21 protein-coding genes are annotated in these 19,553 nt (G+C 62.4%); 6 read left to right on the forward strand and 15 right to left on the reverse strand.

The window, feature by feature from the left end:
* Nucleotides 1–10: 10 nt before the first annotated feature.
* The 9 genes from FHX11_RS20180 to FHX11_RS20220 all read right to left on the reverse strand — a co-directional run bounded on the left by FHX11_RS20180 (nt 11) and on the right by FHX11_RS20220 (nt 7,929).
* A complete protein-coding gene (locus FHX11_RS20180) occupies nt 11–331 on the reverse strand; it encodes a hypothetical protein (RefSeq protein WP_184359881.1) in 321 nt (106 codons plus the stop codon).
* Nucleotides 332–355: 24 nt separating this feature from the next.
* The gene (locus FHX11_RS20185; protein ID WP_184359883.1) at nt 356–739 is read right to left on the reverse strand and encodes a hypothetical protein; all 384 of its coding nucleotides are present in this window, start codon (nt 737–739) and stop codon (nt 356–358) included.
* Nucleotides 740–917: 178 nt separating this feature from the next.
* Nucleotides 918–2,372 carry a homospermidine synthase gene (locus FHX11_RS20190; protein ID WP_184359885.1) on the reverse strand — a complete coding sequence of 485 codons (1,455 nt, stop codon included), beginning with the start codon at nt 2,370–2,372 and terminating at the stop codon, nt 918–920.
* A gap of 196 nt (nt 2,373–2,568) precedes the next feature.
* On the reverse strand, nt 2,569–3,462 hold the full coding sequence (locus FHX11_RS20195) for a DUF3445 domain-containing protein (protein ID WP_184359887.1): 894 nt from the start codon (nt 3,460–3,462) through the stop codon (nt 2,569–2,571).
* 9 nt (nt 3,463–3,471) lie between these two features.
* Nucleotides 3,472–3,840, reverse strand: coding sequence for a nuclear transport factor 2 family protein (locus FHX11_RS20200; protein WP_184359889.1), 369 nt, complete (start codon nt 3,838–3,840; stop codon nt 3,472–3,474).
* Between the two features lie 18 nt (nt 3,841–3,858).
* A complete protein-coding gene (locus FHX11_RS20205; protein ID WP_184359891.1) occupies nt 3,859–4,143 on the reverse strand; it encodes a YciI family protein in 285 nt (94 codons plus the stop codon).
* 4 nt (nt 4,144–4,147) lie between these two features.
* A complete protein-coding gene (locus FHX11_RS20210) occupies nt 4,148–4,789 on the reverse strand; it encodes an aminotransferase class IV family protein (protein ID WP_184359893.1) in 642 nt (213 codons plus the stop codon).
* Nucleotides 4,774–5,934 (reverse strand): aminodeoxychorismate synthase component I, encoded by a 1,161-nt coding sequence (locus FHX11_RS20215; RefSeq protein ID WP_184359894.1) that lies wholly within the window; start codon nt 5,932–5,934, stop codon nt 4,774–4,776. Before FHX11_RS20215 ends, FHX11_RS20210 begins: the two co-directional genes overlap by 16 nt.
* Before the next feature lie 141 nt (nt 5,935–6,075).
* Nucleotides 6,076–7,929 carry a M3 family oligoendopeptidase gene (locus FHX11_RS20220; RefSeq protein WP_184359896.1) on the reverse strand — a complete coding sequence of 618 codons (1,854 nt, stop codon included), beginning with the start codon at nt 7,927–7,929 and terminating at the stop codon, nt 6,076–6,078.
* Between the two features lie 222 nt (nt 7,930–8,151).
* Here FHX11_RS20220 and FHX11_RS20225 point away from each other — a divergent pair, with 222 nt between their 5' ends.
* The 6 genes from FHX11_RS20225 (at nt 8,152) to FHX11_RS20250 (ending at nt 15,049) form a co-directional block, all read left to right on the forward strand.
* Nucleotides 8,152–9,735, forward strand: a complete 1,584-nt coding sequence (locus tag FHX11_RS20225; RefSeq protein WP_184359898.1) for a sigma-54 dependent transcriptional regulator — start codon at nt 8,152–8,154, stop codon at nt 9,733–9,735.
* 174 nt (nt 9,736–9,909) lie between these two features.
* Nucleotides 9,910–11,868, forward strand: coding sequence for a DUF882 domain-containing protein (locus FHX11_RS20230; protein ID WP_184359900.1), 1,959 nt, complete (start codon nt 9,910–9,912; stop codon nt 11,866–11,868).
* A gap of 124 nt (nt 11,869–11,992) precedes the next feature.
* Nucleotides 11,993–12,589 carry a formyltransferase family protein gene (locus tag FHX11_RS20235; RefSeq protein WP_184359902.1) on the forward strand — a complete coding sequence of 199 codons (597 nt, stop codon included), beginning with the start codon at nt 11,993–11,995 and terminating at the stop codon, nt 12,587–12,589.
* A gap of 68 nt (nt 12,590–12,657) precedes the next feature.
* The gene (locus FHX11_RS20240) at nt 12,658–13,275 is read left to right on the forward strand and encodes a hypothetical protein (RefSeq protein ID WP_184359904.1); all 618 of its coding nucleotides are present in this window, start codon (nt 12,658–12,660) and stop codon (nt 13,273–13,275) included.
* A gap of 224 nt (nt 13,276–13,499) precedes the next feature.
* Nucleotides 13,500–14,336 (forward strand): glycosyltransferase family 25 protein, encoded by an 837-nt coding sequence (locus FHX11_RS20245; RefSeq protein ID WP_184359906.1) that lies wholly within the window; start codon nt 13,500–13,502, stop codon nt 14,334–14,336.
* A gap of 11 nt (nt 14,337–14,347) precedes the next feature.
* Nucleotides 14,348–15,049 carry a polysaccharide deacetylase family protein gene (locus FHX11_RS20250; RefSeq protein ID WP_184359908.1) on the forward strand — a complete coding sequence of 234 codons (702 nt, stop codon included), beginning with the start codon at nt 14,348–14,350 and terminating at the stop codon, nt 15,047–15,049.
* A gap of 88 nt (nt 15,050–15,137) precedes the next feature.
* Here the strand turns inward: FHX11_RS20250 and copC are convergent, their stop codons facing one another.
* The 6 genes from copC to FHX11_RS20280 form a co-directional block, all read right to left on the reverse strand.
* Nucleotides 15,138–15,506 carry a copper homeostasis periplasmic binding protein CopC gene (gene copC, locus FHX11_RS20255; protein WP_184359910.1) on the reverse strand — a complete coding sequence of 123 codons (369 nt, stop codon included), beginning with the start codon at nt 15,504–15,506 and terminating at the stop codon, nt 15,138–15,140.
* 57 nt (nt 15,507–15,563) lie between these two features.
* The gene (locus tag FHX11_RS20260) at nt 15,564–16,928 is read right to left on the reverse strand and encodes a PepSY domain-containing protein (RefSeq protein WP_184359911.1); all 1,365 of its coding nucleotides are present in this window, start codon (nt 16,926–16,928) and stop codon (nt 15,564–15,566) included.
* A 222-nt stretch (nt 16,929–17,150) separates the two neighbouring features.
* Nucleotides 17,151–17,534, reverse strand: coding sequence for a hypothetical protein (locus FHX11_RS20265; RefSeq protein ID WP_184360660.1), 384 nt, complete (start codon nt 17,532–17,534; stop codon nt 17,151–17,153).
* Nucleotides 17,535–17,765: 231 nt separating this feature from the next.
* The gene (locus FHX11_RS20270) at nt 17,766–18,020 is read right to left on the reverse strand and encodes a DUF2312 domain-containing protein (RefSeq protein WP_184359912.1); all 255 of its coding nucleotides are present in this window, start codon (nt 18,018–18,020) and stop codon (nt 17,766–17,768) included.
* Between the two features lie 251 nt (nt 18,021–18,271).
* A complete protein-coding gene (locus tag FHX11_RS20275) occupies nt 18,272–18,577 on the reverse strand; it encodes a DUF1244 domain-containing protein (RefSeq protein ID WP_184360663.1) in 306 nt (101 codons plus the stop codon).
* A gap of 10 nt (nt 18,578–18,587) precedes the next feature.
* Nucleotides 18,588–19,385: an N-formylglutamate amidohydrolase gene (locus tag FHX11_RS20280; protein ID WP_184359914.1), complete on the reverse strand. Its 798-nt coding sequence runs from the start codon at nt 19,383–19,385 to the stop codon at nt 18,588–18,590.
* Nucleotides 19,386–19,553: the final 168 nt, after the last annotated feature.

A 19,553-nucleotide genomic window follows, 5' to 3' on the forward strand; every position in this document is an offset into this window, starting at 1 on the left:
CGCCACGGCCTCACGCGCAGGCTTCGATCGAGGCATCGCCATAGGATTCCCGCAGGGCGGCGGCGATGTTCCAGCCGATAGCAAGAGAGATGAGCAGGCAGCAAAGCGCGGCGACGCGATGAAAGCGCCGGCTCCGGTCGCGATGGAGCAGGATCATGCCGCCGGCGTAGAGCAGCAGAGCGGGTAGGGCGATCATCAGAACGCTCGCCGGACCGTCGCAATCGAGCGCGTCGATGCCCTGGGCCTTAAAGCTGTTGACGGGGAGCGCCGCCGCCAGAAGGGCGAGCGGCAGGCCGGCGATGAGAATGACATAGAGCGCCATCCTGCGCATGGCGTTCTATCCCTTCGCGTCGGTTCAGCCCTGGCGATTGAGGGAGAAGTGCCCGCCCGTTTCCGAGGTGCAATTCAGCTGGCTGGGATTGGCCATGAAGCAATTGACCTTCGAACTGGTACGCTTCACATTCGAATACAGGTTGATCTGGATCATGCCCGACGGATCGGTCGTGTAGGTGCCAGACGCCATCTGCGTGTTCGTGCCGTCGGTCGTATGCGTCTCGAAGCGGCCGCCCGAAAATGTCGAGTTGAGCCCGTTCGAATCGGCCCAGCGGCCCTCGACCGTCTGGACACGCGGCTGAACGCCGCCGATGCTGCCCGGCGGTGGCCTCGATCCACCGAAATCGACGCAGGCGGAGAGTGCGGCTGCGGCGGCGACAAGGGCAAGGCAGGTCTTCATCTTCATAAATCTCTCCCGCGATAAAAGGCGGATTGGCATCATACCGGTTGCGAGGAAGATGGCGCGAGCCTTTGCCGAAAGCAAGATACTTGAAGCCATCATGTTGATTTATCTCGCGAGCGTAACAAAAATGCCCGCACGACCTGTGCGGGCATTCGAATTTCCGACTATTCGAATTCCGTTCTTAAGAGCGAACCAGGATATTCTTGAACTGCCAGGGGTCCTTGGTGTCGATATCTTCCGGGAACAGGCCCGGACGGCCATCGAGCGGCGTCCAGTCGGTATAATGGCCTTCAACCGGACCGAGATACGGCAGCTGTACTTCGAGGCAGCGCTTGTAGTCGATCTCATCGGCTTCGACGATGCCGGCGGTCGGGTTTTCCAGCGCCCAGACCATGCCGGCGAGAACGGCGGAGGTCACCTGCAGGCCGGTCGCGTTCTGGTAGGGGGCGATGCGGCGCGTCTCTTCGAGAGACAGGCGCGAGCCGTACCAGTAGGCGTTCTTGTCGTGGCCATAGAGCAGCACGCCGAGTTCGTCGATGCCGTCTTCCAGCTCATGCTCGTCGAGGACGTGGTGAACCGGTTGCGGGTTGCCGCCGTTGCCGAACATTTCGTGCAGCGACAGCACGGCATCGTTGGCCGGATGGTAGGCATAGTGGCAGGTCGGGCGGTAGGTGACTTCGCCGTCCTTGTCGCGGACCGTGAAGAAGTCGGCGATCGAGATCGATTCATTGTGCGTCACCAGGAAGCCGTATTGCGGGCCCGGCGTCGGGCACCAGGTGCGGACGCGGGTGTTGGCGCCTGGCTGTTCCAGATAGATGGCGGCCTTGCAGCCCTTCTTGTGCTTCTTGGCGTTCTTCGGCATCCATTCTTCGTGGGTGCCCCAGCCGAGTTCCGCCGGCTGCATGCCTTCGGAGATGAAGCCTTCGACGGACCAGGTGTTCCAGAAGACGTTGAGCGGCTTCGGATGCTTGGTGAGCTGCGTGTCGCGCTCGGCGATGTGAATGCCCTTGACGCCGACCTTCTTCATCAGCTTGGCCCAGCCCTCGCGGTCATGCTGATCCGGCTCTTCGAACTTCAGGCCGATATCCTTGGCGAGATTGACGAGCGCCTGCTTGACGAACCAGGAGACCATGCCCGGATTTGCGCCACAGGTGGAAACCGCCGTCGTGCCGCCCGGGTTCTTCGCCTTCTCCTTGCGCATGGTTTCGCGCAGTGCGTAGTTGGTGCGGTCGGCATTCTTCAGGTTCTTGTCGAAATAGAAGCCGAGCCAGGGTTCGACGACGGTGTCGATGTAGAGCACGTCGAGCTTGCGGCAGAGCTTGACCAGGTCGAGCGAGCCGGTATCAACCGAAAGGTTGACGCAGAAGCCCTGGCCGCCGCCTTCCGTCAGAAGCGGCTTCAGGAGATCCTTGTAGTTTTCCTTGGTGACATATTCCTTGATATGACGGACGCCGTGCTTTGCGAGGATCTCCATGTCGGCGGGTTCTTCGCGGGGGTCGATGACGACTAACCGGCTCTTGTCGAATTTGAAGTGGCGCTCGATCAGGGGCAGGGTGCCGCGGCCGATGGAGCCAAAGCCGATCATTACGATCGGGCCGGTAATTTCGGCATATACCGGATAGTTTTGTTTCGTCATTCTTGTCTCCTTCGAAGGGCAGGACGCCGTTCGGTCCTTGAAAATCAATCAGGCTTGGCGCGGGGATTGCGCGAGGTGAACGGCTCTAACCACAAATTGGTGTCACAATAAAGAGCTGTCCGGGGTAAGCCCCGGAAAGTCAATAGGATGGCACCATACACATAATATGCGACGGGTTTGTTGCTTCGGCGCGCGGTTACGTGGCGGCCAAGGCCCGCAATTGCCTCACCAGTTCCGCTTTCTGATGGATCAGCCCCTTATAGGCGGTCTGATGCTCGTCGAGCGCCTCCAGTTGCGCGGCGAAGCTCGATGCCAGGGCCAAGGCTCTGGGATGGCTGGCGATGATGGCGATCGGATCGACATAGACACGGATGGTGAAGAGGATGTCGCCGGAGACGGGCAGCTTGCGCAGCGTCTGGCGCTCGACGCGGGCGAAGCGCGTTTCGAGCGTGGGCGGCGTGGCGACCTGCGGGCGGCGGTGTTTCGAGGCGGAGAGGAAGAGTTCGCCCGTGGTGTTCACCGACCAGTTCAGCCGTTCGACGGGTTGGGACACCTGCAGATTGTCGAAGATGCGGGTGATCAGGGTGGCGTTGCGCGTGCCCTCGCCGAAACCGGGCACGTCGGCATGGATCGCCTGCATCGGCCGGCCGAACTTTTCCTGAAGCGACCAGGAGGAGGGGAAGGCGACATGGCCGGCGACGAGATGCCAGCCATCCTCCTTGCGGCGCATGATGACGAGATCGTCGGCCACCAGCGTGCCGGCTTTCAGCAGCGGCGGCAGCGAGGGATCGCCAAGGTCGACGCTATGGTCGGCAACGGAGACGAGATCGCCGTCGCGCCGGAACGTCTGGGGATGATGGTCCGTGAGATAGGCGCTCAGCAGATCCAGCACCTCCTGCTGCGTCGCCTGCGTATCCTCCTCAGCGACAAAGATTTCGCTCAGGTGCTCCCGGAAAAGACGCTGTTTTTCATCGAGATAGCGGCCGAGATCGGCATCCGGCTCGATCCAGCGGGTGAGATCGAGCGGAATAAGGCCGATGGTGAAGGGTTTGGCCGAGCCGTCATAGGGTGTGTGGGTCGGGTGTGTCATGGATAGAACTTATCGCGTCAGCGTTCCCTGATGGAAGGTCATTCGCCACTTGCCGTCCGTCTCCAGCCGCCAGATCGAACTTCTGAGCGATCGGACCGCCGGCTTGTCGGGAAATATGCGGGTGGCCCGATAGGTGACGAGGGCGATGCCGCCGGAGAGCAGGCGGGCATCGAAATCATCGAGCGTCCGCAAGACAGCGTTCTCCGGGTCCGTCGGAAGGCTTGTCAGGACATTCTCCAGATCGAAGAGCTGGCCGGAACTGCCGATCTCTCGGAAGTCGGCGGCGAGCAGGTCGGCCAAGGCTTGCCGCGAGCCGCGCACCGCCGGGTCGAAGAGCCGTTCCTCCAGATCTTTCAAATGCGTGTGCAGCTCATCCATCGGCGCGTCTTTCGCCTCTCAGCTCTTCAGCGCCTCGAACCCCTCGGTCACCGTCGTCAGGGCGATCTCGGTGACCTCGTAGGCGGCGACGCCGTGGATGGTGAAGGGGTCGGCGGCGACATAGGCTTCCAGTTCGGCGCGCTCGCCGCGGGCGAAGATGATGCCGCCGGTGCGCGGCACCTTGCGGCCGGAGGCGAGGAACCAGCCTTTTGCATAGCCTTCCTTCACCCAGGCCATATGCGGCTCCATGTGCTTGTCGGCTTCGTCATTGCCCTTGAGATAGGTCAGCGAAAGAATGAACATTGCATCAGTTCCATAGGAGTTGCGCGCGGATCAGGCCGCGCAGGGAGTTTCCGACGTAGAGCGTGCCGTCTGCCAGCTCCTCCGATCGTATCCGGCCGACGCGCGCCTTGCGCTGGCAGATGAGCTCGGTGCGCAGCACCCCGGCGAGCAGGCCGGAGGAGATGGGCGGCGTTCGCAGCTGGCCCGAGCCGTTGTCGAGGAAGATCGAGGTGATCGTGCCTTCGCAGACCTCGCCCTTTTCGTTGAGCAGCAGCACTTCGTCGGCCGCCTCCGCCGGATATTCGGCGCGGGCGGCTTCATAGACGGATCGGCGGGTGGTCTTGACGCGCAGCAGCGTGTCGGTGGAATCGATCCGGGTCTGCGCCAGGCGGACGCGCCAGATGGTATCGGCAGCCAGCGGCGCGAAAGCGGCCGTCGTGACCGCCGATTGTCCTGTTCGGTCGAAGGTCAGCCGCACCCGCAGCGGTGTCGTCGCGCCGGCAACCGCCGCATCCAGCTTGCTCAGCGCATCCTTCGGTGCGGGAAAGCCCAGCCTGCGGGCAGAGCGCTGCAGGCGGGCCAGATGCAGGCGCAGGCGCACGAAGCCCGTTTGCGGCTCGTAACGCAGCGTCTCGATCAGCGAAAAATCCTCTAGCGTTTGATCCATCGATCCCCCACGGCGAAGCGCGCCTTCAGGAGGCATTCTTCATATTCCGCTTCCGCCGTCGAATCGAAAACGATGCCGCCGCCGACATTGAAGACGGCGCGGCCGTCCTCGAACAGGGTGATGGTGCGGATCGCCACGGAAAAGCGCATGGCGCCCGTGGGTGAGATCATGCCGATCGCTCCGCAATAGGCATCGCGCGGGCCTTCTTCGAGATCATGGAGGATCTCCATCGCCCGGATTTTCGGCGCGCCGGTGATCGAGCCGCAGGGGAAGAGCGCCGCGAAGATATCGCGGACGGTCGTTTCGGGCCGCAGTTTCGCCTGCACATGGCTGACCATCTGATGCAAGGTCGGATAGGTCTCGATCTCGAAGAGTTTCGGCACATCGAGCGTACCGACCTCGGTGATGCGTGAGATGTCGTTGCGCAGGAGATCGACGATCATGCGGTTCTCGGCCTGCGTCTTTTCGTCGGCAAGCATGGCGCGGATGATCTCGGCATCCTCGGCGGCATCGGCGCCGCGCCTGGCCGTCCCCTTCATCGGATGCGTCTCGATCCAGCCGTCATCGTCGGTGCGGAAGAAGAGTTCGGGCGAGCGCGACAGCAAGATCGGGCCGCCGAGATCGACCAGTGTGCCGTACTTTACCGGCTGGCGCTCGATCAGCGACCAGAAGGCGGCCTTGATATCGCCATTCCAGCGAGCCGAGATCGGCATGGTGAGGTTCGCCTGATAGCAGTCGCCCTGGCGTAGATGCCAATGCAGCCGGTCGAATCTCTCTTTATAAGCGGCGAAGTCCCAGGCGGCAGTCGCATCGGTCAGGAATTCCTGGTTTTCAACGCGTTGCCGTGGCTGGGCAAGGGGATGGTCGTCGGCGGCCGGCGCGTCGAAGACGCCGAAACAGAGCAGCGGCGTCTCGCGGTCCTCCTCGGCGAAGGCGGCGAGTTTTTCCTCGAACAGATGACCGGCTTCATAGGCCATATAGCCCGCCAGCCATTTTCCTTTCGCTTTCGCCACTTCCATGCGGTCGAGTGCTCTAGAGAATTCCGCGCGCGTCCGGGCGGTGATGATCTCAGCCGGTTCGGCAAAGAGCATCACCTGTCCTGTGCTGTCGTCCCTGAAGAGGACATAGTGTTCGGTATCGGCCATGCGCAGATTTCGATCTGGTGTCTTGTTAAGTCGATTGTCAGGCGTGTTCGCGCTTGTCGCGATTGTGTGCCTGGCCAGGCACAAAGGCGCGGCAATGGCGGACATGCCTGACCTGCCTCTCCTCCGAGCAGGCGAACAGTCTTAACCTTTATCAAGCGCCTCCAGCTCGTCGATCAGCCCTTCGATCATCGACAATCCCTTGCTCCAGAACGACGGATCGGTGGCGTCGAGGCCGAAAGGCTTGAGGAGTTCCGAATGATGCTTGGTGCCGCCGGCCTTCAGCAGTTCGAAATACTTTGCCTGAAAACCCTGTTCGGCATTCTGGTAGACGGCGTAGAGCGAGTTCACCAGGCAATCGCCGAAGGCATAGGCGTAGACGTAGAAGGGCGAATGGATGAAGTGGGGGATATAGGCCCAATAGGTCTCGTAGCCCTCGGAAATCCTGATGGCCGGCCCCAGGCTTTCCGACTGTACGGAGAGCCACAGCTCGCCGATATCGTCCGATGTCAGTTCGCCGTTCTTGCGGGCGCTATGCACCTTGCGCTCGAATTCGTAGAAGGCGATCTGGCGCACGACCGTGTTGATCATGTCCTCGACCTTCTGGGCCAGCATCGCCTTGCGCTCGCGCTTGTCGGTGGTCTTGTCGAGCAGCGCGCGGAAGGTCAGCATCTCGCCGAAGACCGAGGCGGTTTCAGCGAGCGTCAGCGGCGTCTGGCACATCAGCGCGCCCTGGCCGCCGGCCAGAACCTGATGCACGCCGTGGCCGAGTTCATGGGCGAGCGTCATCACGTCGCGCGGCTTGCCCATATAATTGACGAGCACGTAGGGGTGGGCCGAAGGCACGGTCGGATGGGCGAAGGCGCCCGGCGCCTTGCCGGGGCGCACCGGTGCGTCGATCCATTCCTCGTCGAAGAAGCGCTTGGCGATATCGGCCATTTCCGGGGCGAAATTGCCATAGGCGGACAGCACGGTTTCCCTGGCTTCGGTCCAGGGGATGAGGGCGGTCGGTGTTTCCGGCAGCGGCGCGTTGCGGTCCCAGAAATTCATCTGTTCCATGCCGAGCCATTTGGCCTTCATCTTGTAATAGCGGTGCGACAGGCGCGGATAGGCCTCGCGAACGGCGGCGGCCAGCGCATCGACCACCTCGCGCTCGACGCGGTTGGCGAGATGCCGGCTGTCGGCGATATCCTCGAAGCCGCGCCAGCGGTCGGCGATGTCCTTGTCCTTGGCGAGCGTGTTGGTGATCAGCGTGAAGATGCGCAGATTGGCCTTGAAGGTCGCCGCGAGCGCCATCGCCGCCTTGCGGCGCAGCTCCGGGTCTTGCTCCTGCAGCATGTTCAGCGCGACTTCGAGCGGCACCTTTTCGCCGTCGATGTCAAAGCGCAGCTCCGCCATGGTCTCGTCGAACAGGCGGTTGAAGGCGGCGGCACTCGTCATGGATTTTTCCAGGAAGAGCTGCTCCAGCCTGTCGTCGAGCTGGTAGGGCTTGTCCTTGCGCAGGTCGACGAGCCAGGGCCGGTAGTGGCCGGCGGCCGGGTCCTTCGCCATGCAGGCGTCCATCACGGCATCGTCGATGCGGTTCAGTTCCAGCGGGAAGAAGAGGAGGTGAGCGGCATAGTCCGTCAGCCGCGCCTGCACGTCGCCATAGAGTTTGCCGTTGGCCGGATCGCTGGTGTTGGAGAAATAGGTGAGTCCGGCAAAGGAGCCGAGGCGGCCCATGATGTCGTCGAGCGCCTCATAGTCCTTCAATGCCGCACCGATGCCGGCATCGCCGGTCTTGGTGGCGGCGTCGGCGAGCTTGCCCTTCCATTTTTCCTCAAAGGCGATGGCGAGCTTGCCGGCCTTTTCCATGTCGCCGGTGAAAGCGGTGGAGGTGGCAGATGGATAGAGGTCGCTGAGCTTCCAGGCCGGCAGCTCCCCCAGCGCGGCATTGGCCGCGGCGGTGGCGGGGCCGGCGGAAAAATGAAGGGACTGATGGAGCGAGGTCGGGCTCATGGGCAATATTTCCTCTGCTTTTCTTGTTCGGGACGATCCGGTCCATCCGTGTCTATTCGGCTGAAAAGGCCTCGGCAAGGGCGGATTTTTCGGGGTCGGACGATGACGTCATAAGCGATGTTACATTCGACATAATGATTAAAATACGATGGTTTGGCAAAACTTCGTGTTCAAGCCTTTCTGCCAAGGTTCGCCTCAGGTTTCGCATGAAGTGAGGCACCAATGACCGTATTGAATAGCGCCAAGGGGAGCGCGCAGGTTCTCGTTGTTGAGGATGATCCGATCCAGCGGCGTCTGCTGAAGAATGCCATCGAACGGCACGGACACGTCGCTCATCTGACGGAGAACGGCCGGTTCGGGATCGAGTTCCTGAAGCGCAATGGCGAGCAGATCAACGTGATCGTGCTCGATCTGATGATGCCGGAAATGAACGGCCTGGAGTTTCTGAGCGCGCTCAGCGACATGGGTACCGATATTCCCGTCATCGTCCAGACAGGGCAGGGCGGTATCGAGACCGTGGTGCAGGCGATGCGCGCCGGTGCCTTCGATTTCGTCGTCAAGCCGGTGTCGCCGGAGCGGATTTCCGCTTCGATCGCGAATGCGTTGAAGCTCGACCAGCGCGAGGCGAAGGCCCGTGCCGGACGCAAGTCGCGCTCGGGTGCGATCACCTTTGACGACATCGTCTCGGCGAGCCCGGCGATGATGCGGGTGATCGATCTCGCTCACCGCGCCGCGCAGTCGAACATTCCCGTGGTGCTGGAAGGCGAATCCGGCGTCGGCAAGGAACTGGTGGCCCGCGCCATTCAGGCGGCGAGCGATCGTGCCGGCAAACCCTTCGTCACCGTCAATTGCGGCGCCATTCCGCATAATCTGGTCGAAAGCATCCTGTTCGGCCATGAGAAGGGCGCCTTCACGGGCGCGGCCGAGCGGCATGTCGGCAAGTTCATGGAGGCAGACGGCGGCACGCTGTTCCTCGACGAGGTCGGCGATCTGCCGCTGGAGGTGCAGGTCAAGCTGCTGCGCGCCGTGCAGCAGGGCGAGATCGAGACGGTCGGCGCCCGCGTGGCGCAGAAGGTCAATGTGCGGCTGATCTCGGCCACCAACAAGGACCTGATCGAAGAGGTGAAGGCCGGACGCTTCCGCGAAGACCTCTACTATCGCCTGAACGTCTTCCCGATCACCATGCCGGCGCTGCGTCGGCGCAAGGAGGATATCCCGCATCTGGCGCGGGCCTTTGCCGATCGCTTTGCGCTCGAACAGAAGCTCGGTCATTCGCTGTCGATCAGCAACGGCGCGCTGGCGCTGCTGACGGCCTATGACTGGCCGGGCAATATCCGTCAGCTCGAGAACGCCATCTTCCGTGCCGTGGTGCTGACGGAAGGGTCGGAACTGGTGGAGAGCGATTTCCCGCAGATCGCGGCGCAGCTGCCGGGCTATTTCACCGGCGAGCAACCGACCTTAGTTGTGGATAATTCCCGGCCCCAGGGCATTGACGCCATGGTTGCGGACAGGTTCGAGCGCGGCGCGTATGTCGTGGCCGCGGAGGATGTGGCAACCCTGCCGGCCTCGGTCGCTGACATTGCGGCGGCCCAGATGTCCGACAATGTCATCGTCAGCACGGACCCGGCCGGTGACGTCAGAAAGCTTGCGGATGTCGAGGAAGAGCTCATTCGGTTCGCCCTCAAATTCTATCGGGGACAAATGAGTCAGGTTGCCAGGAAGCTCGGAATCGGCCGTTCGACGCTCTATCGCAAGTTGAAAGACTATGGGATAGACCCGGATGACCCGCAGAAAAGCGCTGCCTGAGCGCAGCTTAACCTTTAGGCAAGCATATTTTGTTACCTGTCGTAAAGCACTTGTTAGTGCATCGTTCACCATGTATGAAGGGGGCGGCCATGTGTGGCATTTTTGCCATCGTGTCACCGCAATTGACAGCCATTTGGAACACGATGCGACATTGTCTGTCGGACGGGGATCGAATTGCCGAATTTGAGTGGAAATACCAAGCCCAATAGCTTGAGCTGGCATTCTGCGTGCTCTGAGATATTTCGCAAGGTGGCCAAGGTCGTTGCCGTGAGCCTGCTGGCCATGGCCGTTTCCACTCCCGTATTCGTTGGCTCGCCGTCGAAGGCGAGCGGCGAAACCCGCAGCCTCAAGATCTATTTCGTCCATACCGGCGAAAAGGCCGTCATCACCTACAAGCGCGATGGGAAGTTCGATCCGGCCGGTCTGGAGAAGCTGAACCGCATCCTGCGCGACTGGCGCAAGAACCAGCCGACCAAGATGAACCCGCATCTGTTCGACCTCATCTGGCAGGTCTATCGCAACAGCGGCTCGAGCGACTTCATCTATGTCGTCTGCGGTTTCCGGTCTCCCGGCACGAACGAGATGCTGCGCACGCGGTCGGCCCACACGGGCGTTGCCAAGAAGAGCCAGCATATGCTCGGCAACGCGATGGATTTCTACATTCCCGACGTCAAGCTTTCGAAGCTGCGCGAAATCGGCATGAAGCTTCAGGTCGGCGGCGTCGGCTACTACCCGACCTCGGGTTCGCCCTTCGTGCATATGGACGTCGGCGGCGTGCGCGCATGGCCGCGCATGGACCGCCAGGAACTGGTGCGCCTGTTCCCCGACGGCAAGACCATGCATATTCCGGCCGACGGCAGGCCGTTGCCGGGGTATCAGCAGGCGGTTGCGGACTACAAGCGCCGCATGTCGTCCGACGATATCCAGATCGCCAGCTCGTCGTCTCCTCGCCGCGGCTTCTTCGCGCGACTGTTCGGCGGTGGCGCGGATGAGGAAGAGGACAATGCGGATAGCGGCGCGCCGGCAGCGGCAGCGCCGACCACCCTGGTCGCCAAGAACACCCAGCCGGCACCCGCCGCGTCGGATGACGGTGACGATAGCGCGGCGCCCGCAGCACCGGCTGCATCGGTGCAGGTTGCAAGCATAAACGCGCCGGTTCCGCAGGTGCGGCCGGCCTTCGGCAACCAGCCAGCCGGCAGCGAAGTCGCGTCGGCCCTGATGTCGCCGCCGCGTAATGCCGCGCAGGACGCGCTTGCCGCCGCGATGCCGGCCACGGATGACCAGCAGCAGCAATATGCCGACCTGCGCGACTATCGTGTTCCGGTGCCGTCCCTGCTCAACCGCCGTTCGCCCGGCGATGCCGAAGTGGCATCCGCAGAACCCGGTGTGAACGATCAGGTTGCCGTCGGCGTGCCCGTCCCGGCGGAGCGTCCGGAAGTCGCCGAGAGCCTGCTTGCGTCGGCCGACGCCGATCCGGATGCGATCGACGATGTCGCCGACGCGAATACTCTGTCGCCCGCGATCGTCGCCGCGCTCGAGCAGCGCCGCTCCGATCAGATGGCCGCCAATACCGGCGTCCCCGTTACCGCGGCCGCCAATGATGTCGCCTCCAAGGATGAGGTGCCGCCGACGGATAATGCCGCGGCCGGAAACGACGCCATTCGCGCCATTGCCGCCGCCCTGCCGCAGAAGCGGCCGGAGCAGAAGATGCCGACGCAGATGGCAGCCCTCGCGCCGACGCCCCGCGACGTCAAAGTCAGCAGCAATCGTTTCAACGATAGTTTTGAAGTGACGGCGCCGCAGGATCATGGCGCTGTTGCCAATGTCGCGACCAAGGGCGGCCGCCCGAGCCGGCAGGATGCCGCGGTCGCGGATGCCGGCCGCGCGACGGTGACCACTCCGCCGAAGCTGACGGACAAGATGATCTCGCAATGGGCGATCGCCAATGCCCGTGTTGAAATCGTCAATCGCCCGGTCAAGGCGCCGCGCTTCGTCAGCCCGACGCTGCGCGCCCAGCCGACGGCCGTCTACACGGATGGTTTCAAGGTCCAGACCGCCTCGATCGACCCCGAGCGCTTCAGCGGCACGGCTGTCAACTTCATGCAGGTCAAGAAGTTCAACTCGGTCGAATAGCGGCAGGCCTTAGGGCGCCGGAATCGTGAAATCGGATAGGAGATCGCCTGCAGCACTGCGCCGCGGGCGATTTTCTTTTCCGCGCCACCGATCATGTGGAAATACCGACCGGGCACCGACGACAATGCTTCGCATCGCAGCTCTCGCCTCCAACAATGGTTCATCCTTCCGCGCCATCGCCGCGGCGATTGACGAGGGGCGGCTGGATGCGGCGGTCGTCTCTCTTGTGGTGAGCAATCGTTCGAATGCGTCCGCGCTCGATCATGCCCGGGCACGCGGCATTGCCACCCTGCATATTCCGACGAAGGGCGTCGAAGATGCGGCCGACGAGATGCTTCGGGACGCTCTCATCGCTGCCGGTGCGGATCTCGTCATTCTCTCGGGATATCTGCGTAAATTGGGTCCGAAGACGCTGTCGGCTTTCCAAGGAAGGATCCTCAATGTGCATCCGGGGCTTTTGCCCGGATATGGCGGGCCGGGCATGTATGGCCGGAGAGTGCATCAGGCCGTGCTGGAGGCGGGTGAGGCCGTGACCGGCGCGACCATCCATCTGGTGGATGCGGAATACGATCAGGGCCGGATCATTGCAGCAGAGGAAGTCCGGATCGACCCTTCGGACGATGCCGCTGCCCTCGAGCAACGTGTGATGCAGGCGGAATGCGCTCTCTTCATCCAGACGGTGGAGAGAATTGCGGCGGGCGCGCTTTCGTTGCCCTTGTAGGCTCCAGCTTCATTCCCGGCTCATGCAGCGCTGCTAGTGCATCTGCCGACAGGGCTGGATATCCTCGATTGACACGCAAGACGGCTGTTATCATCGGCAATGGCAAACTGCACCGCGATCTCTCGGGGATCGTGGACAATGCCGATTTCGCGATGCGCTTCAACGCGCCGAACCTGTCGTCCGGCATGAGCGGCACGCGCACGGATATTCTGATGCTGGCGGCGTCGAGCAAATCGATGCAGCGGCGGCTGGCCGATCCGGCCTTCTGGGACAATGTCGCCTTCAAGGCCGCCAGGGAGGTGATGCTCGTCTATCATCCCGGCATCATCCGCAAATACCATCCCAAGCCGAATATGCTTTCGCGCCTCAGGGGCAGGCGGGCCGACTGGACGATGCAGGCGATCGAGCTGATCGGCAGTGCCGGCAAGGAAGTTCGCGTCATGCCGCCGCAATTCTACCTGTCCGGCTGCGCGGCCCTTGGCGTGACGGAATCGAGGATGCGTGACGTCTTTCCAAGCACCGGCTTTCTCGGCATTTGCCATGCTCTGACGCGTCTTCCCGCAGGCGAATGGGACGTGAAGCTCTGCGGTTTCAGTTGGGAGGGGTGGAAACGCCATGCCTGGCAGGACGAGCGCCGCTGGGTCGAAGGCAAGATCGCGAATGGCCTCATCAGCATGATCGGCTAAAGCGCATCGCGATCTTTCAGATTCGCTCTCTGCGCTTCAGGCCTTTGATTTTACGCATGTCGTCACTGCAAAACCGCTGCACACTTTTGCGCGACATGCTCCAGGCGTCCCTGCACGGCATCATGGAAGATGCCGGTTTTCAGTTTCGCTTCATGTCTGCCTAAGCCCGCCTTCATGCAGGATTGCTACGGAGATTCTCGTATTTTGACACCGAGATTCCTCCGATGCAGACCTATCAGTTCGGCCCGTCGCCAGCGATGCCACTTGAAAGAATTCATACCGGGCTGGAGCTGGATCATGCCCCCTTGGGCACGACCCGCCATCAGCCGGATGAAGCGAATATCCGCGGCTTCATCATCCATCTGGATCGCGCCCGCGACCGTCTGCCCCAGGTGGAAAGGCTGACCGCCATGCTGCCGGTGGCAAGCGAGGTCATCAGTGCCGTTGATGCCGGCACCTTATCCGGGGCGGAGATAGATCAGGTCTACCGGCGCCATCTCCATAGTCCGCCGTATCCCTTCGAGATGAGCATCGGTGAGATCGCCTGCTTCCTCTCGCACCGCAAGGCATGGGCTGAAATCGTCGAGCAGGGTGTCGATGCCGGCCTTGTCTTCGAGGATGATGTGGAGATCGATGCATCCTTTCATGCAGCCTTTGCCGCCGCGCGAGCATGCCTGACGCCGGGCGCCTTCATCCGCTTTCCCTTCCGGATGGGCAAGGAGCATGGCGAATGCGTCCTGACGCATGGCCAGGCAAGGGTCATCCGGCCGGGTCGCGTCGGTCTGGGCATGGTGGCGCAGCTTGTCAGCCGCGATGCTGCCATCCGCCTGCTGGAGGCGACCGCCTTGTTCGACCGGCCCGTCGACACCATCGTCCAGATGCGCTGGGTCACCCGCCTGTCGCCGCTTGCGGTCATGCCTGGCGGTGTGCATGAAGTCTCCGCGCAGCTCGGCGGCAGCACCATCAAGGGACGCAAGACGGCGGTCGAGAAGCTTTCCAGGGAAATATTGCGGCCGCTATACCGCGCCCGGATCGCAATGCGCTCCCGGCGCTCGAGCTGAGATCATCCAACTTGGCCGTTCCCATTCTTCTCTATCATCAGATCGCCGCCCCGCCTTCGCGCCGGGCGCCGTTCCGAAGCATGGCAGTGCACCCGCAAGCCTTCCATCGCCAGATGGCATGGCTGAAAAGGCTGGGTATCCAGGGGCTGTCGCTGCGGGAGGCGCTGCCTTACATCCAGGGCATCAAGACCGGCAAGGTCGCCGCCATCACCTTCGACGACAGCTATGCCAATGTCTACGAAAACGCCTTGCCCATCCTGCAGGAGTTCGGCTTTACCGCCACGAATTTCGTCGTCGCCAATCAGGTCGGCGGCAGCAATGTCTGGGATGTCCCCCTGGGCATAGCGCAGGCGCCCTGCATGTCGCTGGAGCAGCTTCGCGAATGGGTCCGTCTTGGACATGAAGTCGGCTCGCATACGCTCGACCACGTGCATTTGCCGCAGGTGCCGATGGAGGAGGCGCGCCGCCAGATCGCCCAGTCCCGGGAGCTGCTGGAGGATATGCTCGACGAGATCGTCTCCTCCTTCTGCTTTCCCTATGGTGATGAGATGCCGCTCGACCGCGTGCTGGCCTACGAGGCCGGCTACAGCGCGGCAACGACGACGCGACGTGGACGGGCGCGGCAGGATGACGACCCTTTCGGCCTGCCGCGGGCAACCGTTCGCCGCAACGACAGCTGGCTGCATTTCATCCGGAAATGCATGGCCGGATAGCCCGGCCGCGCAATCCATGGGCAATCGCGCGGGGGAGCGACCGGCGACAGGACTTCGCCTTTTCGCCGGTCGGAGGTCGTGAGGCCTTTCACGGTGCTATGGTGAAGCTATAGCTGCCGTTGGTCTTGTGACCGTCGGTCGAGAGGACGCGCCATTCCACGGTGTATTTGCCCGAAGCCAGCTTGTCCGTGACCGGGATCATCAGCGTGCTATCGCCATTCATCAGCATGGGATTGCCGGTCTTCACGGCCGCCTTGCCCGGGCCTGTGACGGTAACACCGCTGAATTTGAGATTCAGGCCCTCGCTGAAGGTCAGGTCGATTTCCCCAGGGGATTGCTTGACCGTGCTGTCGGCAGCGGGAGTGCTGGATTTGAGATGGGCATGGGCGAGGGCCTGACCCGTAAGAATGATGGTGGCCGCGAAGGCTGCGATCAGGATTTTCGTCGTCCGAAGCATGATGATTGTCCTTTCAATTGGGGTGATTTGCTCGTTGTCCGAGAGAGGATTGAGGCATCAGGAGAGGAAGCGCCGCAGCGGCGGCACGAAGCGCACCAGGAGCTGGTCGAGGGTGAGCATGGCGACGATGACAAGCCCGGTGAGCGGGAAAGCGGCACCGAAGGCGATGACGATCAGCCATAGGCCGATATAGACGGAGCGCCGCGGCGGCATGGGCGGCACGCCGAGGCGTCCGGCCGGACGCCGCTTCCACCACATGACGACGGCCGTCACGCAGCTCAGCATGATCGCCAGGCAGGTTGCCAGCATCAGAAGCCGGTTGAACAGGCCCCATTCCTGGCCCAGATGGACGTTGATCCCCCATTCGATCGCCCTGCCGAGGGCGGGATACTGGCTGAAGGAGAGATCGACGAGCGGCTTGCCGGAATATTGGTCGATGTGGATGGTGCGCTCGTCGGCAAGGTCGGCGGGATAGAGGGCGGCGGTGTAGACGCCGGTTTTGTCGGCGGGGATGGCGAGCGCGAAGCCCGGCGCCATGCCGAGCCCCTTGGCGATCTCCACCGCCTTGTCGATGCCGATCGGTTGTGCGCCGACGGGCGTGGACAGCGGCACCGGCGCCTTCTCGACGATCCAGCCGGGTGCGGGGAGGATATCGTCGGTCACCTTCGCCGATTTCGGCACTTCGTCCCACAGCGCGGTGGGAAAGCCAAGATCATGGGTGGCCAGCCAGCCTTTGACATTGGCGCCCCAATAGCCGGACCACGGCATGCCGCTGAGCGACAGGAAGAAGATGAGCAGGCCGGCCGCCGCGCCGGTGACGGCATGCAGGTCTCGCCAGAAAACGCGGCGCGAGGGATTGCCGCGGATGCTGACGACCCCGCCGGTCTGCTTGCGTGGCCACCAGAGATAGATGCCGGTGACGACGAGGACGAGTGCGAAGCCACCGACGATCTCGATGATGCGATTGGCCCATGTGCCGAAATAGTCGAGGCTGTGGATGCGCCGGACGATCCAGCCGAAATCCTCCTTCGCGCCGACCGAATCCAGCACCGCGCCATCATGCGGATCGACATAGACGACCGTCGACTGGCCGCCTTTCGAGACGGTGACGGCCGCCGAGCGATTTCCGGCCGGCGCTTCGCGATAGGAGGTGGCTCGGGCGCCAGGCATCGCCGCGACGGCCGCATCGACGATCCGCTGCGGCGTCAGCATCGCTCCCCTATCGGCGACGACATGGCGATGGGCATAGAATGTGGTGTCGATCTCGTTCTTGAAGAGATAGAGCGACCCGGTGATCGCCAGATTGAGCATGAAAGGGATGACGAGCAGGCCGGCGAAAAAATGCCAGCGCCAGATCGCGCGATAGAGCGAAATAGTGTCGGTGGATGCGGCGGCGGTTTCGGCCGCGGTGACGGTTGACATGACGATCCTCCGGAAGTCCGGCTGGCGGCACGAAACCTGCTTGCGGAAGGACTGTTTCGGTCATCGCCTTGTACGGATTTTCCGGCGCGGGGGCGGCCGTGGCAGCCCGTTTCGCGTGGCGATGATCGGCAGGAAGGCAGTCCGCCCACAGCCGGCACGGATTGCGTGCTTGGTTCGGCCGCCGTTGACGACAAGCGTCACGGCGCATGCCGCAACGCAGGCTCAGGCAATGCGGATCTGGAGGATGGGTGGCGCGCGCGGGCCGGTATTCGGCGGATAGAGCTGGCGGTGGAAGGCTTCGCTTGTCGGGGCGGGAACATCGGATGTTACGAAGCCGAGATGCGCGAAAATATCCGTCGGCGGCAGCGGAAGCAGGGCTGCCGCTGCAATCCGGCAGGCCTCGCAGCCGGGCATATAGGCCTTGCCGTGTTCCTTGCCGTCGGGCGTCCGTTCGGTGATGCAGAGAACCGGCAGGCTGCCGTCCGGCAACCGGTATTGGGCAAGCTCGAGCTCGGTGGGTTCGCCGGTGTTCGCGATGGCCGGCTGGTGGGCGAAGCCGACGGACAGCAGGGCGACGGCGCATAGAATGCGCACCAGCCATTGCATTGTCCTGGAGAGTGTCTTCCCCACGCTCGTCCCCGTCACCTGTTACAGGCTCAGCCCCTACGGTATTCGGCAGATATGCTCAATGCGGCAATTTGGTACGCGGATCTTATCCTGTGCAACTTTCGGATTGTATCTCGCGCAAAATTTCCCGTCAAGCGTGGGTGGTGCCGGCAGCCGGATATGACCGGCTGCCGATAGCGATATGGCAGGGCGCCCGTGGGCGCCCGCCACCTATTCCATGCCCAGGGCAGCCATGTAGGTCTGCAGGATGGATTCTTCTTCGAGGCGCTCGTTGGCGTCCTTCTTGCGCAGGCGGATGATGGTGCGGATCGCCTTGGTGTCGTAGCCGCGGCCCTTTGCCTCGCCCATCACGTCCTTGATGTCGGACTGGATGGCGGCCTTTTCTTCCTCGAGGCGTTCGATACGCTCGATGAACGCCCGCAGTTCGGCGGCGGCGACATTCTCAACACTCGACGTGTCGTCCATTTTCTTTTCCTTTCAAGGCAACAGCCTGCGCTGCTTTGTGGTTCGCGTAATTCCCTGTTTCCAGGCGGGAATTACAAAATTCCGGATCTGCGCCTGCCGCTGCGACACGCTCAACGAAAGCGCGAGGCTGGTCGCGGGCGGCGCCAAGAGCCCCTGATGTCCTTGCTCCCCCGATGGGATTTCGGACTCGGTTGGGCCGTTGACCTGCCGCGAATGGCGCGCGAGGTCAAGCCGTCTCGATGGGTGTGGACTTATTCTTTCGGTTTGTTCCGCTCAAAAGCGGCTTTTTGCACAGCCGACGCCTCGGACTGATGCAGATTCTTCCAGTCCTCGTAAGGCATGCCGTAGACCATCTCGCGCGATTCGTCCTTGGTGACGGGCAGGCCCGCGTCCTCGGCCGCCTCGCGATACCAGTTGGACAGGCAGTTGCGACAGAAACCGGCAAGATTCATCAGGTCGATGTTCTGGACGTCGCTGCGTTCGCGCAGATGCGCGACGAGGCGGCGGAAGGCGGCGGCTTCCAGTTCGGTCTGCTGTTGCTTGCTGAGCGTGCTCATCATGGCTTCCTCAATTGTCTTCGTACGGGCCGGTGCGGGACGAATGGATCTTGTATTCGTGCAGCGCCGGATCGTCGTTCATCTCGGCGAAGATCGGCGCCAGCCGATCGGCCCATTCGGCGATCCCCGCCTCGTCGCCGATCAGGTCCTGGCGCACCTCCAGCAGCGCATGCGCGATGCCCTTTATCATGCAGTGGCGATACATCGTGTCGTTCTTCAGCGCGCCGTCATAGGGTTCGTTGTCGCCTATGACGAGATCGGTATTCGCGCCGAGCTTTGCAAGCAGCGGCAGGACGGCGCGATCGTCGCTATCCCAGAGCACGCTGGCGTGCCAGGGGCGGGGAACACCCTTCCAGAACGGCGTGAAGGAGTGCAGCGACAGCACCAGCGGCGCCTTGCCCGTGGCGGCGGCGACCGACGCGATCGTTTCGCTGACGGCGCGGTGATAGGGCCGGTGGAAGGTTTCGATGCGATAATTCCACTCTTCCTCGCTGATCGGGTGATTGCCGGGAATGATCGCGCCGTCGGAAATCTTCATGATCAGCGTCGGGTCGTCCTCGCCGCGATTGGGATCGATCAGCAGGCGGGAAAAGCCGCCAAGCACGGCCGGCACGTCGAGCCTGGCCGACAGCGCGCGGCAAAGTCCTTCTATGCCGATGTCGTAGGCGATGTGGCGCGAGAAGGCAGTTTCCGGCAAGCCGAGCCGCCCATAAGTCTCGGGAAGACGGCGCATGGCATGGTCGCCGAGAATGACCATGCCTTTGTCACGATTGCCGGATAGGATTTCAAATGATTGGAAGTCGTTCATGAGGAATGTCGATTATTGCATTTCAGCTCTTTGTTTGATTGCATGCGAGGGCGGAAGGTGCAAGGCTCGCCTGGTGATCGGGCAAGGGCGGCCGGAGGAGGCCGTCACCATCCCGTGAAGAAAATATAATCGATTAGAGTTGCGTTGACATTCGAAGGATGGCAGCGC

It is taken from the genome of Rhizobium sp. BK602 (genome assembly GCF_014195095.1).
Lineage (GTDB): Bacteria > Pseudomonadota > Alphaproteobacteria > Rhizobiales > Rhizobiaceae > Rhizobium.